A 13,401-nucleotide genomic window follows, 5' to 3' on the forward strand; every position below is an offset into this window, starting at 1 on the left:
GGCTCAGGGGGTCCAGCCGGTGGCGGCCGCCCACTCCTCGGCGCGCCGGAACGCGGCGTTGACCCACGGCTGCTTGTCCTCGCTGTAGGGCCCCGAGGAGGCGTCGGCGGCGTGCGCGGCCGCGAGCTTGCGCTTGACCTCGGCGTAGGCGTCGCGTTCGGCCGGGTTCTCCCGCAGCCACGCGGCGAACAGCAGCGCGAGGCGCCAGGCGGGCGTCTCCAGCGAGCGGACGTGCAGGTTGATCCGGCGCCCTGGGTCGGCACCGAAGTGGTAACGCTTGTACCACGGGCCGTTCGCGTCGTCCTGCGACTCGTCCCACCAGTCCCCGCCGGCGCGGAGGAAACCGGCGTCGGACAACGCGTCCGCGAACTCGTCCGCCACGTCCAAAGTGGACACCGTGACCTGGAGGTCCAGCACGTCCTTCGCGGGCAGCCCGGGCACCGAGGTCGAGCCGATGTGGTCCACCCGCAGCGCCTTGTCCCCCACCGCGAGCCGGATCCTGGCCAGCGCGCGCTCCGCCTGCGCGGGCCAGGTCTGGTCGTAGGGCACGACATCCGGCGGCATCGGGGACCGGGGGCGCCGCAGCCGGATGTTCGCCTCGAACGGCACCAGCCGGTCGGCCCACAGCCGGTCGAGCTGGGCCAGCACGATGTCCGGGGCGCCGCCGTTGTCGAGCCACACGTCGGCGGTGGCGCGGCGGGCGGCCTCGTCGGCCTGGGCGGCGATGCGGGCGCGGGCGTCGGCCTCGGGCATGCCACGCAGCTCCACCAGGCGCTGGACCCGGGTTTCCACGGGCGCGTCGACCACGAGCACCAGGTGGTACATGGCGCCCATCCCGCCCTCGACGAGCAGCGGCACGTCGTGCACGACGATGGCGTCCGGCGCGACCGCGGCCATCAGCTCTGCGGTGCGGGCGCCGATGAGGGGATGGAGGATGCCGTTGAGCCTGCGCCGGGAGGCCTCGTCGGCGAAGGCCTTCGTGGCGAGGGCGGGCCGGTCGAGCGCCCCCTCGGGGGTGCGGATGTCCTCGCCGAAGGCCTCGACCAGGCGGGCCAGCCCCTCGGTGCCGGGTTCGACCACCTCGCGGGCGATCTTGTCGGCGTCGATCAGTACCGCCCCGTGTTCGGCGAGCCGCGCCGCCACGGTCGACTTGCCCGCGCCGATACCCCCGGTGAGCCCCACTCGCAGCATGCGTGCATTCAACCAGCACGGGGTACCACCCGGAGGTGTGACTACCACTCTTGCGGACCGTAATTAAACCGAGACGGGGGACACGCCGCCCCGGCTACACCGCTTCGGCGCTCCCGTTGCGTACCGTTCGCGACGGAAGGTCGCCCACACGGAGGAACGATGCCCGCGAGCAAGCACGTCGGGAGGCACCGGCTCGGGACGCCGGGGCTGGTGCACTGCGTCCTGCACCGACCGGTTGCGGCCGCGCTGGAGGAATACCGGCGCAACTGGCTCACGGCGCTGCTCGTCCCGGCGAAGCACAGTCTCGCCGGCCTCCGCCGCCGCGCCCGCTTGGCCGCGAGCGAACGCGCCTGGATCCCCGCCACGACGTGAGCGGGCCCCGTGACTAACTCACGCAGCCGGTGAGGTCGGTGCCGCCGCCGCTGGGCACGACCGAGGCGTCCGTGGTAGGCGGGGTGCTGCTCCGCCCCGCCGGGGCGGCGGCCACGTAGGGCTGCACCGAGGCCGGCGACGAAGCGGACGAGGTCACCGGCTCACCGATCAGCGCCCCGATGAACGAGCGCACCTGCGCCTGGTCGACCTTGACCGCGTCCCCGTCGTAGGGCGTCTGCAGGTTCAGCGACTGCACCGGGATCGTCGCGAAGGTCAGGCCGTCCGAGCTCAGCGACCGCATCTGCTTGGCGAAGTCGAGCAGGTCCCAGCCCTGATCGATGAGCACCGACTGCTGCACCGCGGCGATGAGGTTGTTCAGTTTGACGGGGTTGGCCAGCGTGCCGGTGTCGAGCAGCACCTTGGCGGCACTGGACAGGAAGGCCTGCTGGCGCGCGATCCGGTCGAGGTCACCGTTGGGCAGCCCGTGCCGTTGCCGCACGAACGCCAGCGCCTGCGCACCGGACAACGTCTGCCGCCCGGCCGGGAAGTCCGCGCCCGAGTAGCTGTCGTGCACCGGCTCCTTCAGGCACACCGGGACCCCGCCGACGGCGAGACTGAGCGAGTAGAACCCGACGAGGTTCACCGCCGCGTAGTGGTTGATGGTCAGCCCGGTGAACTGCTCCACGGTCTGGATCGCGGTGCGCGCGCCCGCCTGGTCGGCGCGGCGCTCGAGCTCGGCGCCGGTCACGCCCTGCGCGGTCAGCCGCTGGCGCTCCGCGTTCTTGCCGTAGGTGTAGGCCGAGTTGATCTTGTGCTTGCCGTAGCCACCCGCGATGTCGACGTAGGAGTCGCGCGGGATCGAGATCGCCGTCGCCGCTCCGCCACCCGCCGGGATGTGCACGACGATCATGGTGTCCGTTGTGTCCCCGCCGTCGCTTTGGTCACCGGCGTGCAGCTGGTCCAGGATGTCGCGCGGCAGCGGATTGCCCTGCACGTCGGTGCGCGAGTCGACCCCCGCGAGCAGGATGTTCTGCTCGGGAACCACGGACGGAGACGCGGGCAGCTGCGCCGACGGCGCTATCACGTCGGCGGTCGCGAGCCCCGAGTCGAGCCGGTTGAGCTGCGTCCACGCGTAACCCGTTGCCCCGAGGACGAGCAGCGACACCAGCCCCAGGGCGGAGTACGCGATGGGTTTCCAGCGCACCACAGCCCTTTCTCATCCACCTGAACCGGTGAACTCCATCATCCACTGCTTTGCTGACAGTTTCCTGTGAAGTCCGGCCCTGGGGGTGAGGAAGCACCGGAGGAGGAATGAGCGCGGCGGGACGCCGTCACGGGCAGGCTTGGGCAGCCCCGCCGCGCTCGTGCCGAGCGGCACCCGAGGGGGAGGGCGAGTACCGGACGGCTGGTTTCTGGTGGCGCTTGTCCAGGATGCGCTCCACGCGCATCCCGCGAACCGGTAGACCTACCGAGTTCGCTACGTAGTTAGACCGCGTTGCCCCGGTGTTCGGCGAGCCAGGCGGCGATCTGCGCCCGCGACGTGAAACCGAGTTTGGCCAGGATGTTCTCGACATGTGTCTCCGCCGTGCGCTGCGCGATGACCAGCCGCGTGGCGATGGCGCGGTTGCTCAGCCCCTCGGCGACGAGTTCGGCGATTTCCCGTTCGCGGCGCGTCAGCCCGCCCGGCGAGCTGCGCCGTTCCACGGTCCGCGGTTTGCCCGCTTTTTCCGCCAGTGCGAAGGAAATCGCCTCGTCCGGACCGAAGCTCGCGGCGGCGTCGAACGCCGCCTGGTAGGCCTGCGCACCGAGCGCGGCGCGGCTGCGTTCGGCGCACTGCTCGTTCAAGGTCTGGTACGGACGGCTTTCCGCGACACGCGCGCCGCTGAGCAGCCACACAGCTTGCGCCGCACCGAGCAGACCCGCCGCGCGTTCGTGCTGTCCCATGGCCTGCGCGCACCACGCCAGCGCGCCGATCGCGAACGCGAGCTGGGTGCGGTCACTCAGCCGCATCGCGATGGCTTCGCGCAGCAAGGCCGTCGCGCGCTGCGGGGCACCGGCCCGCCAGGCGTGCACCGCGACCGCCCACAGCGCATAGGTTTTCGACCAGTCGGCACCGCAGCGCACCGCCAGAGAAAGCGCTTCCTCGGCGTATCGCGCACCGTCGGGATCGGCGAGGAAGAACGTCACCGACGACAGCAGCACCAGCGTGTTGAAGACCTGGAACTCATCGCCGGCGGCGCGATAGCCGCGTAGCGCGCGCTCCATGGCCTCGCGCCCGCCGAGGGCGTCCCCGCTGTAGAACCGCACCAGGCCGGAAACCTGGGCGTGCCCGGCGCGCAGCAGGTCGTCGTCGAAACGTTCCGCCAGCACGGCCAGTTCGTTCAGCGATCCCCATGCCGCATCCGGTTCGCCGAACTGTGCCGACATGAACGCGCACGCGCCGAGCGCACGCGCGCGGGCCGGGGTGGGCTCGGTGTCCAGCGCGAGTGCCTGCCGGATCCAGTGATGCCCCTCGACGAGAAAACCCGCCGCGTACCAGAAGTCCCACAGCGACGCCGCGATCTCCGTGGCATGCCGCACCTTGGTCGCGTCGTGGAGGCAGTGATCGAGCGCCGCCCGCAGGATCGCGTGCTCGCGGCGCAAGCGCCGGATCCAGTCCAGTTGCGCGGGCCCGAAGGATTCGGCCCGGTACTGCCGCGCCAGCCGCAGGCAGTACTCGACGTGCCGGGCCCGCACTTCCGGCTCCCGGCCGGATTCGGCGAGCTTGAGCTGACCGTATTCGCGCACCGTCTCCAGCATCCGGTACCACGCCGTGCGCCCGAACGTGCCGTCGCGCCTGGTAAGCACCGATTTGTCGACCAGCGCGGCGATCAGGTCCAGCACGTCGCCGGGCTCGACGCCGTCGACCGTGCACACGATTTCCGCCGCGTCGAGGTCGAAACCGCCCGGCAGCACGGAAACCGCCCGCCACACCGCCTGTTCCTGCGGCGTGCACAGCTCGTAGCTCCACTCGACGGTGGCCTCCAGCGTCCGCTGGCGGGGCAGCACTGTGCGGCTGCCGGTGGTCAGCAGCCGGAACCGGTTGTCCAGGCGATGCAGCACCTGTTCGAGGGAGAGCACCCGCAGCCGGACGGCCGCGAGTTCGATGGCCAGCGGGATGCCGTCGAGCCGCTGGCACAGCCGCACGACGTCCTCGCGGTTGCGCGCGTCGACCTGGAATCCCGGCTGCACGGCGGCCGCACGGTCGGCGAAGAGGGTCACCGACTCGCTGTGCCCCGGCGATTCCCCGCCGTCGCCCTCCGGCACCGACAGCGGCGGCACGGTCAGGATCTGTTCGCCGTCGGCGCGCAGGATCTGCCTGCTGGTGGCCAGAATCCGCACGCCGTGGGCCGCCGACAGCAGTTTCGCGGTCAGCACGGCGCACGCGTGCAGCACGTGCTCGCAGTTGTCGAGGATGAGCAGCAACCGCTTGTCGTCGAGATACTCGGCGAGCCCGGCCACGTTGGCGGTGGCACTGTCGGTGAGGCCGAGCGCGGTCGCGATGGCCGCGGACAACATGGCGGGCTCGCGCAGTTCGGCCAGCGGCACGAACCAGACCCCGTCGGGAAAAGCCCGCCGCATTCCGGCGCCGGCGCGCAGGGCCAGCCGCGTCTTGCCGACCCCGCCCATGCCGGTGAGCGTGACGAGCCGCGACTGCGTCAGCAGCCGTTTCGTCTCGGCCAGCTCGCGGCGCCTGCCGACGAAACTCGTCAGCTCGGCCGGCAGGCTGCCGCTGGGTCTGGGCGGTTCGGGCACAGTGAAAAGTCTATGCCGCTTTTCGGCGACCGTCGCCGGTTCTCAGGCCGAGCGCAACTGAACGAATCCGTCGAGGAATCGGGACAGTTGGGTATTGACCAAGTCCGGACGTTCCAGTGGAAACGCATGCCCGGCGCCGGGCACCACGACGTATTCCGCGTGTGGCACCGCGGCGACGATGGTTTCGCTGTCCCGGCAGGGAGTCAACAGATCGTGCTCCCCCGCCATCACCAGACAGGCGACGTCGGCCAGCGCGCTCAGCGCGGCGCGTTTGTCGTGATATCGAAACTGCGGGAAAAAATCGGCGAGCACATCCAGTGACACCGATTCGATCAAACCGACGAGAAAATCGCCGACCGCGGGCGGGACCTCGGAGCCGAACGCGTGCCGCCCGACCAGCAGCCGCAGCAGGTCCCGCACGGGCGCGAACCGCGCCAACGCCGGCACCCGGCACAGCGCGGACATCGCCCAGGGCGCGACGTGGTGCAGGGCGTCCATCGCCCGCGACGGCAGACCGAAATCGACCGTGACCGGACCCGCGCTCGTGCCGAGCAGCGCGACCCCGGCGATCCGGTCACCGAACAGATCCGGTCGCTGTTCGGCCAGCGCCATGATGGCCATTCCGCCCATCGAGTGCCCGACCAGCACGACCGGGCCCGTCGTCGCCGTCTGCTCCAGCACCGCGAGCAGGTCCCGGCCCAGCTGGTCGATGGTGGCGTGTGCCGCCGGGCCGCGCTCGGACCAGCCGTGCCCGCGCTGGTCCCACACCACGACCCGGGCCCAGTCCGCCAGCGCCGCGCGCTGGAAACACCAGCTTTCGCCGGTCAGCGCGTAGCCGTGACACAGCACGACCGTGAGTGGTGCGCAGGGATCCCCGTCGACTTCCGCGTGCAGGACGACGCCGTCGTCCGCGAGCACCGTCCAGCGTTGCCCCTGTGGCCGACCGGCCGGAACGACCGGGCCGATCTCTCGTGTGCCGCCAACGAGACCACAGGTGGCGATCCGTGCTGCCGAACGTGCGAGTAGTGCGGTAGCGGCGAGGCCCAGGTTTAGGGCTCGCATGCGGATCCTCCTTGTTACAAGTACAGACCGTTCTGGTCACCCGAGGATCGCTGGCGCGGACCGGCACGCGGCACCGGGAAAGTACGTACTTCGCTACCGAGCCGAATAGCCGAGCGTACGCACACCCTTGACGCCGGGACGATACCGGAACAGCGCACCCGCCCCGGGTTCCCGTACTCCCTGCTGTGACGTCGTTATGTAGAGCTCACCGAGATCGGGGCCACCGAAAGCGCAGGCGGTGACCCGGGAAACCGGCAGCGGGACGTGGTCCTCCAGCACGCCTTCGGTGCTGTAGCAACGAACCGCGCTCCCGCCCCACAAGGCGATCCACAGCCTGCCCTCGGCGTCCACCGTCATCCCGTCGGGCGCTCCGGCCGCCTCGGGGATCTCGACGGCGGTGCGGCGGCCGGTCAGTCCGCGCTCCGGGTCGTAGTCGAACGCGTCCACCCGCCGTGTCGGGGTGTCGACGTAGTAGGCGGTGCCGCCGTCCGGGCTCCAGACCAGGCCGTTGGAGATGGTGACTCCGGTGAGCACGGTCGTCACGGTGCCGTCGGTGCCGAGCCGGTACAGGCTGCCCGCGCCCGGTCGCTCGCTGTAGGCCATCGACCCGCAGTAGAAGCGGCCGTCGGGATCGCAGCCGCCGTCGTTCATCCGCACACCCGGGTCGTCCCACAGCTCGCCGAGCGGCTCGACGCCGGTCAGGTCGGCGCCGGCGAACGCGAAACCGCGCTCGAGCGCGAGCACCACCCCGCCGTCGAAGCGTGGCCGTAGCGCGGCGGCGACCGTGCCGACGTGGTGGCGCGACACGGCCTGCGTCGCCGCGTCCAGTTGCAGCACGTCCCCCGCGAGCATGTCCACCCAGCGCAGTCCCGGCCAGCCCTCGTGCCACACCGGGCCTTCCCCGTGCGCGGCAAGGGGTTCGGTGACCTGGTCCACTGTGGACGTCATTCGGAGACCAGCTCCCGTACGTTCTCGATGGTGGTCTCGATGAGCCGTCGCATCGCACGGCCGGCCGCGACGGGTTTGCGGCCGCGCACGGCGGCCAGCACCGCCTGGTGCATCGGCAGCGTCGCGGCGACGCCACCCGGAGCGTGCGAGCTGACCTCGAGCCCGTGGTACAGGCTCGTTTCCAGCAGCCTGCCGAGCTGTTCGATCAGCTGATTGCCGCTGGCCCGCAGCAGGATGAGGTGGAAGGCCAGGTCGGCCTCGACGAACACCTCCTCGTGTTCGGGCAACTCCGGTGCGTGCTGGTGCATCCGCTGGTAGGCGCTTGCCAGCTCGGCGATCTGTTCCTCGCTCGCGCGCTCGGCGGCCAGCTGCGCCGCCCCGGGCTCGACCATCAGCCGCAGCTCGAGCAGGTCGGTGAGGAAATCCGCCCGCGCGAGCCTGCTGTACCAGCTGATCACGTCGCGGTCCATCAGGTTCCACATCTCGCGCGGAAGCACCCGCGTGCCCAGCCGCGGCCTCGGCTCCACCAGCCCCTTCGCCGCGAGGGCCTTGACCGCCTCCCGCACCCCGCCACGGCTTACATTGAGCTGGGCGGCGAGGTCGGCCTCGTTGGGCAGCTGGCTGCCGGCGGGCAGCTCACCGGAGACGATGCGAAGGCCGAGCCACTCCACCACCCGGCCGTGGATCGTGCGGTGGCGCCCGAGTGGCCCCTCCTTCGTCATACTCATGGAGTAATCATCGAATCATTAGTCAATAAAGTCAACTGAACCCCTTCTCTCAATCGTTACTCGCGACAGAAGTTCATGTTTCCCAGGTCTTGACTGTATCGACGAATCATCGAATGATTCAGGCACGCTTGAGCGCCAGGCCCCGAGTTCCCCGCCGACGTGGATGGGTGGTTGACCATGAGCGATGCCCGGACTTCCCGGAGATCCCTGCTGAAGTACGTGGGTGCCGGTGGCGGCGCGGCCGCCGCGACCGCGTTGTTGTCCGCGTGCAATGGTGTCCAGGGTGGCTCACAATCCGGTGGTGTGGGCAACTTCCCCAGCACGCCCGGCTGGCGGTTCGTGTTCATCAACCATGTCACGACCAACTCGTTTTTCGTGCCCACCAAGACCGGGCTGGCGGACGCGGCGAAGCTTCTCGGCCTGCCCGCACCGCAGTGGACAGGCTCGACCGAGGGCAACGTGTCCGAGATGGCCAACGCGTTCTCCACCGCGATCAATGGCAACGTCGACGGCATCGCGATCGCGCTGACCGACAACAACGCCTTCGTCGATCCCACCAAACGCGCCCTGGCCAAGGGAATCCCGGTGATCGCGTACAACGCGACGGCACCGGGCAACTTCCCGCTGACCTATGTGGGCCAGGACCTCTACCGGTCCGGTTTCCTGATGGGACAACGCATCGCCCGTGATGTCACGTCCGGGCTGATCCTCGTCGGGATCTCCCAGCCCGGTGGCAACAACGTCCAGCCGAGACTGGACGGCATCACCGACGCGCTCAAGCAGGCGGCGCCCGCGGTGCAGGTGCAGTCGGTCAACACCGGCGCCGAGCAGGCCTCGGAACTGAACGCGATCACCGCCGCCTACGACGGGCATACCGACGCCAAGGGCGTCTATGCCGTGGACGCGGGCAGCACCGCCTCGATCGCGCAGCTGATCGCCAATCGCGGCCTGCAGGGCAAGATCCGCGCAGGCGGGTACGACACCCTGTCCGACACGCTCAAGGGGGTCGACTCCGGCGCACTGGACTTCACCATCGACCAGTCCGCCTACCTGCAAGGATTCCTGCCGGTGCTGTACATGTATCTGTTCCGGTTGTCCGGCACGCTCGTCGCGCCGCCGGTCACCGACACCGGGCTCACGTTCGTCACCAAGGCGAACGTCGGTCCCTACATCTCCGCCAACAGCAAGTTCGAGGGCGGGCCGAAGACCGATCTGGTGCAGATGCCCGCCTCGATCCCGTTGCCCGCGGCGACGAGCTGACGAAGGGGCGCTCGCGAATGACCGACGCGCTCACCGGGAAACAGACCAGCCAGAGCGGACCGGACGTCCCGCCGCCACGCAGCGGGTTCTGGCCGGGCCTGATCCGGGTGAAGGAACTGTCCATTCTGCTGGTGACGATCGCCGCCGCGATCTACTTCGGTCTCACCAGCGGTCCCGGTTTCACGACCACCGAGAACTACCACACGATCGCGCAGTACGTGGCGCCGTGGGCGATCGTCGGCGCCGGCGAGGTGATGGTGCTGATCTGCGGGCAGATCGACCTGTCCGCGGGCTTCGTCTTCACACTCTCGCCGTTCGTGCTGATGCTGTTCTACAACAACGGCTGGCCGCTGATACTGGCACTCATCGGCTCGGTGGTGATCAGTGCGGCGATCGGCACCGTGAACGGGCTGGTCCATACCCTTTTCGGGCTGTCCTCGTTCATCACCACGCTCGGTATGGCGTTCCTGCTGTGGGGCCTGTCGCTGATCATCTCCGGCGGCTCCCCGGTGAGCGCGCCGACCGGCAGCTGGGTGGTCTCGACCTTCGGCGGCTGGGGGTGGTCGGAGTTCATCTGGGCGGTGGTCGTGATCGTGGTGATGCAGACGATCCTGTCCACCACGCGGTTCGGCATCTCCACCCAGGCCACCGGCGGGAACCCGATCGGCGCGGCGGAGTCCGGTATCCGGGTCGGCCGGGTCAAGGTCATCTGCTTCGCGATCAGCGGCGGGCTGGCCGGGTTCGCGGGCATTCTGCAGGGCACCAGGGTCGGCTCCTACGACCCGACCAACGGCGGGTTCAACACGATGTTCTACGCGGTGGCCGCCGCGGTCATCGGCGGGACGGCGCTGCTCGGCGGTTCCGGCACGGTGATCGGCGCGTTCCTCGGCGCGCTGCTGCTGGGGCTGGTGTACGACGGGTTCAACCTGACCGGGATCAGCGCCAACGCGTTCTACGTGGTGCTCGGGGTGGCGATTCTCGTCGCGGCGCTGCTGAACGTGTATCTGACGATGGTGCGGAAACGAATAGGTTCACGGAGGCAGTCGTGAGCGACCATGACGGAGTCCCGATCGCGACCGCCGACCGGGTGCGGGTGTCCCCGCACAACACCGAGGCAGTCGTGAGCGACCATGACGGAGTCCCGATCACGACCGCCGACCGGGTGCGGGTGTCCCGCAGTTTACGGAGGCAGTCGTGAGCGAGGCCAACGGCGTGCCGGAGGTGATGCGGGCCGAGCACGTGAGCAAGCGGTTCGGTCCGGTACGGGCGCTGCAGGACATCAACCTGTCCGTCCGGCGCGGTGAGATCCTCGGGCTCATCGGGGACAACGGCGCCGGCAAGTCCACTTTGATCAAGATTCTCACCGGTTACCACCAGCCCGACGGCGGCCGCCTGCTGTTCGAAGGCGAGCCGGTACAGCTGAAATCGGTGACGCACGCCCGCTCGCTCGGCATCGAGACCGTGTTCCAGGATCTCGCCATGGTCAACGAGCTTCCGGTGTATCTCAACCTGCATCTGAACAAGGAACTGGTGCACAAACCGCTGCCCTTCCTCAGGCGCAAGGAGATGAAGCGCCGGGCGCGCGAGGCGCTGGACGGGATCGGCATCAACATCCCGTCCGTCACGGCGGAAGTGGGCCAGCTCTCCGGCGGGCAACGGCAGGCGATCGCGGTCGCCCGCTCGGTGTACTCGCAGAACACGAAGCTGCTGTTGCTGGACGAGCCGCTGGCCGCGATGGGCGCCAAGGAGGGCGGACTGATCCTGCGCCTGCTCGCGCAGCTCAAGCAGCGCGGAGATATCGCGATCATCCTCATCGCACACAACTACAGCCAGGTGGTCGATGTCTGCGACCGGGTGAACCTGTTGCAGCACGGCGAAATCACGTTCGACAAGACTTCGAAGGAGACCTCGGTCGCCGAGCTGCTCGAGCTCGTGCACGCCGAATACCGCCTGAACAGCTGAATATCACTGGAGGGTCAATGGGGACGAGATTCCCGCGGCGCACCATGCTCGCCGCCGGTGCGGCGGGACTTGCGACGGTAGGGTTGACGAGTGTGAACTCCACCGCGGCGGCCACGCCGCCCACCGTGTCCAAGGAATACTTCGGGCAGGCCGACGGCAAGGCCGTGTACCGGTACACGTTGAGCAGCGCCAGGGGCATGAGGGTGCGGATCCTCAGTTACGGCGGCATCATCCAGACCCTGGAGGTGCCCGACAAGCGCGGCCGGCAGGCGAACGTGGTGCTCGGCTTCCCGACGCTGGCCGACTACGTGGCCAAGAACAGCCCGGCGGCGGGCGGCGGTGTCTACTTCGGTGCGCTGATCGGCCGGTACGCCAACCGGATCGCCAAGGGCCAGTTCACTGTGGACGGACAGACCTACCACGTTCCGATCAACAACAACGGCAACAGCCTGCACGGCGGCGTGTCCGGTTTCAACTCCAAGGTGTGGGATGTCGCGGAGCTGCCGGACGGCTTGCGGCTGAGCCTGACGAGCCCGGACGGCGACCAGGGTTATCCCGGCGCACTGCACGCGATCGTGACGTACACGGTGGACAACCAGAACCGGCTGCGGATCGACTACGAGGCGACCACGGACAAACCGACGGTGGTGAACCTGACCAACCACACGTACTGGAACCTCGCCGGTGAGGCCTCGGGCGACATCTACGGTCAGACGTTGCAGATCGACGCCGACCGGTACACACCGACCGACAGCACCCAGATCCCGACCGGTGAGCTGGCACCCGTGCGGGGCACCGCGTTCGACTTCCGCCGTGCCACCGCCATCGGCGCCAGGATCGCCGAGAGCGATCCGCAGTTGCTGACCGGGCAGGGCTACGACCACAACTGGGTGCTGAACCATTCGGGTTCGCCTGCCGTGGCCTGCCGCGCCGCCGATCCGGCGAGCGGCCGCACGCTCACGGTGTCCACAACGGAGCCGGGTCTGCAGTTCTACTCGGGCAACTTCCTGGACGGCACGCTCGTGGGGACGAGCGGCAAGACCTACCGGCAGAGCTACGGTTTCGCGCTGGAGACGCAGCACTTCCCGGACTCGCCGAACCACCCCGACTTCCCGAGCACGGTACTGCGGCCGGGGCAGACCTACCGCAGCACCACGGTTTTCGCCCTGGGAAGCAGCTGAGGCGCGGACCCGGGTTCAGGCCCGGGCCGGTGTCGCCCAGTACGTCGACATCAGCTCGGTGGACCACGACGGCTGCTCCACCGGCTCGCGCGGGCCGAACTCCGTCATGTACGGCTTGATGTCCAGCACCGGGCTGCCGTCGATCGCGTCCAGAGCCCGGACTTTGATGGTCAGGCCGTCGACATCGAGCAGCCGGCAGCACGTCACGCCGATGCGGTTCGGCCGGTTCTTGGCTCGCTGGGCGAAAATCCCGACCGACGGCCAGTCCGGATTGCCGCGGGGCCGGCGCGTCGAACGCTGCACCTTGTCCTGCGTGACCCGGTCGAACACGTACACGATCTCGACGTGTGAGAACTCCTCGAGCCCTTGCAGCGAGCTCGGGCCGAACAACGCACCGTCGAGTTCGACGCGTGCCGTGACCGAGTCCCAGTCGTCGTCGACGGGCTCTGACCTCGGGGACCGGACGTAGCCGATCGGGTGCAAGATCATGCCCTTAGTGTGCCTCATTCCGTGCGAGCGCGCGCACGACGTGGGGCACGATGGCGTCATGGATCACGCACACGAGTTCGTCGCGGGGTGGGTCAAAGCGGCGCATTCCTGACCTGCACTTCGAAATCGTCGCGAGCACGCTGGTGATCAACTACCGCAACCAGAAAGGCGGGCTGGTCAACGAGGTGCTGATGTTCGAGGGCCACGGGACCTACCTCCTGGGCTAGCGCCCGATCCGCCGCGCGACGATTCCCGCGCCGAGGATCAGGACGAGACCGGTGACCGCCCAGCGGCGTTTCACCTCGGTCGGTGTCGCCTTCTCCCCCGCCTGGGTGCCCGGCTTCGCGCTGGAGGACGACGCCGAACTCCGGGACACGGGTTTCCGGTGGGGCGGGCTCTGTCTCTTATACACA

Annotated in this window: 14 protein-coding genes and 1 pseudogene; 7 read left to right on the plus strand and 8 right to left on the minus strand. The window is 69.1% G+C overall.

Annotated features, from left to right (window positions below; all coding sequences use genetic code 11):
* Positions 1-3: 3 nt before the first annotated feature.
* Positions 4-1,191, minus strand: coding sequence for a dephospho-CoA kinase (gene coaE / locus HFP15_RS38175; protein ID WP_168522764.1), 1,188 nt, complete (start codon positions 1,189-1,191; stop codon positions 4-6).
* A 159-nt stretch (positions 1,192-1,350) separates the two neighbouring features.
* On the opposite strand from coaE, the gene HFP15_RS38180 reads away from it, so the two are divergent.
* The gene (locus HFP15_RS38180; protein ID WP_168522766.1) at positions 1,351-1,563 is read left to right on the plus strand and encodes a hypothetical protein; all 213 of its coding nucleotides are present in this window, start codon (positions 1,351-1,353) and stop codon (positions 1,561-1,563) included.
* Positions 1,564-1,576: 13 nt separating this feature from the next.
* On the opposite strand, the gene HFP15_RS38185 is transcribed toward HFP15_RS38180, so the two are convergent.
* The 5 genes from HFP15_RS38185 to HFP15_RS38205 all read right to left on the minus strand — a co-directional run bounded on the left by HFP15_RS38185 (position 1,577) and on the right by HFP15_RS38205 (position 8,096).
* Positions 1,577-2,767, minus strand: coding sequence for an LCP family protein (locus HFP15_RS38185; protein ID WP_312871946.1), 1,191 nt, complete (start codon positions 2,765-2,767; stop codon positions 1,577-1,579).
* A gap of 281 nt (positions 2,768-3,048) precedes the next feature.
* Entirely contained in the window at positions 3,049-5,358 is a 2,310-nt protein-coding gene (locus HFP15_RS38190; protein WP_168522770.1) for an ATP-binding protein, read from the minus strand.
* Between the two features lie 42 nt (positions 5,359-5,400).
* Entirely contained in the window at positions 5,401-6,420 is a 1,020-nt protein-coding gene (locus HFP15_RS38195) for an alpha/beta fold hydrolase (protein ID WP_168522772.1), read from the minus strand.
* A gap of 93 nt (positions 6,421-6,513) precedes the next feature.
* Positions 6,514-7,368, minus strand: a complete 855-nt coding sequence (locus HFP15_RS38200) for an SMP-30/gluconolactonase/LRE family protein (RefSeq protein ID WP_168522774.1) — start codon at positions 7,366-7,368, stop codon at positions 6,514-6,516.
* On the minus strand, positions 7,365-8,096 hold the full coding sequence (locus HFP15_RS38205) for a FadR/GntR family transcriptional regulator (protein WP_168522776.1): 732 nt from the start codon (positions 8,094-8,096) through the stop codon (positions 7,365-7,367). Before HFP15_RS38205 ends, HFP15_RS38200 begins: the two co-directional genes overlap by 4 nt.
* 177 nt (positions 8,097-8,273) lie before the next feature.
* Here HFP15_RS38205 and HFP15_RS38210 point away from each other — a divergent pair, with 177 nt between their 5' ends.
* Genes HFP15_RS38210 through HFP15_RS38230 form a run of 5 tightly spaced genes read left to right on the plus strand, consistent with a single transcriptional unit; the run spans position 8,274 to position 12,499 of the window.
* The gene (locus HFP15_RS38210) at positions 8,274-9,356 is read left to right on the plus strand and encodes a sugar ABC transporter substrate-binding protein (RefSeq protein ID WP_210718420.1); all 1,083 of its coding nucleotides are present in this window, start codon (positions 8,274-8,276) and stop codon (positions 9,354-9,356) included.
* A 17-nt stretch (positions 9,357-9,373) separates the two neighbouring features.
* Positions 9,374-10,405 (plus strand): ABC transporter permease, encoded by a 1,032-nt coding sequence (locus tag HFP15_RS38215; protein ID WP_168522778.1) that lies wholly within the window; start codon positions 9,374-9,376, stop codon positions 10,403-10,405.
* A complete protein-coding gene (locus HFP15_RS38220; protein ID WP_168522780.1) occupies positions 10,402-10,554 on the plus strand; it encodes a hypothetical protein in 153 nt (50 codons plus the stop codon). The genes HFP15_RS38215 and HFP15_RS38220 overlap by 4 nt, the downstream gene beginning before the upstream one ends.
* Entirely contained in the window at positions 10,551-11,318 is a 768-nt protein-coding gene (locus HFP15_RS38225; RefSeq protein ID WP_312871948.1) for an ATP-binding cassette domain-containing protein, read from the plus strand. The genes HFP15_RS38220 and HFP15_RS38225 overlap by 4 nt, the downstream gene beginning before the upstream one ends.
* Before the next feature lie 17 nt (positions 11,319-11,335).
* Positions 11,336-12,499, plus strand: a complete 1,164-nt coding sequence (locus HFP15_RS38230) for an aldose epimerase family protein (protein ID WP_168522782.1) — start codon at positions 11,336-11,338, stop codon at positions 12,497-12,499.
* 15 nt (positions 12,500-12,514) lie between these two features.
* Here HFP15_RS38230 and HFP15_RS38235 read toward each other — a convergent pair whose 3' ends face one another.
* Entirely contained in the window at positions 12,515-12,988 is a 474-nt protein-coding gene (locus HFP15_RS38235) for an SAM-dependent methyltransferase (protein ID WP_168522784.1), read from the minus strand.
* Positions 12,989-13,038: 50 nt separating this feature from the next.
* On the opposite strand from HFP15_RS38235, the gene HFP15_RS38240 reads away from it, so the two are divergent.
* A complete protein-coding gene (locus tag HFP15_RS38240) occupies positions 13,039-13,215 on the plus strand; it encodes a hypothetical protein (RefSeq protein WP_246272422.1) in 177 nt (58 codons plus the stop codon).
* Here the strand turns inward: HFP15_RS38240 and HFP15_RS38245 are convergent.
* A pseudogene (locus tag HFP15_RS38245) lies at positions 13,212-13,401 on the minus strand (hypothetical protein); the annotation flags it as partial. The gene HFP15_RS38240 and the pseudogene HFP15_RS38245 overlap by 4 nt on opposite strands.

Origin of the sequence: Amycolatopsis acididurans, assembly GCF_012328925.1 — a bacterium.
GTDB lineage: Bacteria > Actinomycetota > Actinomycetes > Mycobacteriales > Pseudonocardiaceae > Amycolatopsis_E > Amycolatopsis_E acididurans.